The sequence below is a fragment of the Aeromonas sp. sia0103 genome (assembly GCF_963895295.1).
Classification (GTDB): Bacteria; Pseudomonadota; Gammaproteobacteria; order Enterobacterales; family Aeromonadaceae; genus Aeromonas; species Aeromonas encheleia.
The window spans coordinates 1-1,962 of the sequence record NZ_CAWQKG010000009.1 but is presented as its reverse complement, the minus strand read 5'-3'; the positions used below and the strand labels follow the sequence as shown (position 1 = coordinate 1,962).

General features: G+C 53.8%; 2 rRNA genes. Both read right to left on the bottom strand.

Features of this window, described 5'->3' with window-relative positions:
• Positions 1-115, bottom strand: a 5S ribosomal RNA gene (gene rrf, locus AACW18_RS02630).
• Positions 116-239: 124 nt separating this feature from the next.
• Positions 240-1,962 (bottom strand): 23S ribosomal RNA (locus AACW18_RS02625); the annotation flags it as partial.

Sequence of the window (1,962 nt, the reverse complement as noted above, 5' to 3'; positions counted from 1 at the left end):
GCCTGGCAGTGTCCTACTCTCGCATGGCGAATGCCACACTACCATCGGCGCTACCGCGTTTCACTTCTGAGTTCGGCATGGGATCAGGTGGTTCCACGGCGCTATGGCCGCCAGGCAAAAACTTCAATCTCGGAAAGCTGACGTGAATAACGACTAAGCGCTTAGCTTGGTCACTATCACTGAATTAAGTAAGTAGTTCTTCATCTGCTACAAGGCCCAGAACACTTCTTGGGTGTTGTATGGTTAAGCCTCACGGGTAATTAGTATGGGTTAGCTCAACACGTCGCCGCGCTTACACACCCCACCTATCAACGTTGTGGTCTCCAACGGCCCTTTAGGACCCTCAAGGGGTCAGGGATGACTCATCTCAGGGCTCGCTTCCCGCTTAGATGCTTTCAGCGGTTATCGATTCCGAACTTAGCTACCGGGCAGTGCCACTGGCGTGACAACCCGAACACCAGAGGTTCGTTCACTCCGGTCCTCTCGTACTAGGAGCAACTCCCTTCAATCATCCAACGCCCACGGCAGATAGGGACCGAACTGTCTCACGACGTTCTGAACCCAGCTCGCGTACCACTTTAAATGGCGAACAGCCATACCCTTGGGACCGACTTCAGCCCCAGGATGTGATGAGCCGACATCGAGGTGCCAAACACCGCCGTCGATATGAACTCTTGGGCGGTATCAGCCTGTTATCCCCGGAGTACCTTTTATCCGTTGAGCGATGGCCCTTCCATTCAGAACCACCGGATCACTATGACCTACTTTCGTACCTGCTCGACCTGTCCGTCTCGCAGTTAAGCTGGCTTATGCCATTGCACTAACCTCCTGATGTCCGACCAGGATTAGCCAACCTTCGTGCTCCTCCGTTACTCTTTGGGAGGAGACCGCCCCAGTCAAACTACCCACCAGGCACTGTCCGCGAGCCCGATTCAGGGCCCTGCGTTAGAACATCAAACATACAAGGGTGGTATTTCAAGGACGGCTCCAGCGCAACTGGCGTCACGCCTTCAAAGCCTCCCACCTATCCTACACATGTAGGTTCAATGTTCAGTGCCAAGCTGTAGTAAAGGTTCACGGGGTCTTTCCGTCTAGCCGCGGGTACACCGCATCTTCACGGCGAATTCGATTTCACTGAGTCTCGGGTGGAGACAGCATGGCCATGGTTACACCATTCGTGCAGGTCGGAACTTACCCGACAAGGAATTTCGCTACCTTAGGACCGTTATAGTTACGGCCGCCGTTTACCGGGGCTTCGATCAAGAGCTTCGCTTGCGCTAACCCCATCAATTAACCTTCCGGCACCGGGCAGGTGTCACACCCTATACGTCCACTTTCGTGTTTGCAGAGTGCTGTGTTTTTGATAAACAGTCCCAGCCATCTGGTCACTGCGACTCCCAACTGCTCCATCCGCAAGGGACTTCACTGTCAAGAGCGAACCTTCTCCCGAAGTTACGGTTCTATTTTGCCTAGTTCCTTCACCCGAGTTCTCTCAAGCGCCTTGGTATTCTCTACCCGACCACCTGTGTCGGTTTGGGGTACGATGACTTGTAATCTGAAGCTTAGAGGCTTTTCCTGGAAGCATGGCATCAATGGCTTCACCACCGTAGTGGCTTCGTCTCGTGTCTCAGCGTTGCATCTCCGGATTTGCCTAGAGATACCGCCTACGCACTTTCACCAGGACAACCGTCGCCTGGCCCACCTAGCCTTCTCCGTCCCCCCATCGCAATTACAAGTCGTGCAGGAATATTAACCTGCTTCCCATCGATTACGCCTTTCGGCCTCACCTTAGGGGTCGACTCACCCTGCCCCGATTAACGTTGGACAGGAACCCTTGGTCTTCCGGCGAGGAGGCTTTTCACCCCCTTTATCGTTACTTACGTCAGCATTCGCACTTCTGATATCTCCAGCATACCTCTCGATACACCTTCGCAGACTTACAGAACGCTCCCCTACCACTCA